1 protein-coding gene is annotated in these 1,136 nt (G+C 63.6%); it reads right to left on the reverse strand.

Translation table 11 applies throughout. The features are described 5' to 3' along the window. On the reverse strand, window positions 1-1,136 hold a 1,136-nt coding region (locus D6877_RS10630), incomplete at both ends, for a sigma 54-interacting transcriptional regulator (protein ID WP_130910725.1).

The raw sequence follows: 1,136 nt of genomic DNA on the forward strand, positions 1-1,136 counted from the left end.
TGCTGCATGAAGTAGCGCGCCAGCAGCAGGATGTCCTGACCGCGTTCACGCAGCGGCGGCACTTCGACGTTGAGCACGTTGAGGCGATAGAACAGGTCTTCGCGGAACAGCCCTTCGCTGACCATTTTTTCCAGGTCGCGGTGGGTCGCGCTGAGGATGCGCACGTTGACCTTCACTTCGCGATCGCCGCCCACACGGCGGAAGCTGCCGTCGTTGAGAAAACGCAGGAGTTTGGCCTGCAAGTACGGCGACATCTCGCCGATTTCATCGAGAAACACCGTGCCCTGGTTGGCCAGTTCCATCAGCCCCGGTTTACCGCCACGCGCCGCACCGGTGAAGGCGCCGGGGGCGTAGCCGAACAGTTCGCTTTCGGCGAGGTTTTCCGGCAGCGCTGCGCAGTTCAACGCCAGAAAAGGAGCACTGTGCCGCGCACTGATCGCGTGACAGGCACGGGCCACCAATTCTTTGCCGGTACCGGTTTCGCCTTGAATCAGCAACGGTGCATCAAGGGCGGCGACGCGTTGCGCGCGGGCCTTGAGTGTGCGAATCGCCGGAGACTCGCCGAGCAACGCGTCGAAGCCTTCGGCGTGATCGTGATGCAGTGCCGAGAGTTGTTCGCCGATGCGGTTCGGTTGATACAGGGTCAGCAGGGCGCCGGCGTCGGTGATCGGCGTGGCGTCGAGCAGCAGGGTTTGGCCGTTGACGGTGATCTCGCGCAGCGGCAGGCGAAAGCCGTTTTCCAGCAGGGTGTCGAGCAGACCGGGATCGTTGAACAACGCCGAGACACTTTCGCCGGCCGGTTCGCGACCGTACAGGGCAATCAGCGCCGGGTTGGCCAGCAGCACCTTGCCGGCGCTGTCGAGGGCCAGCACCGGGTCGGTCATCGCTGCGAGCAAGGCATCTAGCTGCAGATGCCGACGCTGGCCGGGCAGGATATCGACCACGGTCACCGCTTCCACGCCGAGCACGCGAAACAGCGCGTCTTTGAGTTCTTCGAGCACTTGCGGGCTGAGGGTCGGCGCGTCGATGTAGACGTTCGGCGGGATCATCTCCACCGCATCCAGATTGAGATTGCGCCCACCGAGGATAGCCAGGACTTCCTGGGTGATGCCGACGCGGTCGATGAAGCTGACGTG

Source organism: Pseudomonas sp. Sample_9, from assembly GCF_004307535.1.
Lineage (GTDB): Bacteria > Pseudomonadota > Gammaproteobacteria > Pseudomonadales > Pseudomonadaceae > Aquipseudomonas > Aquipseudomonas mercuritolerans.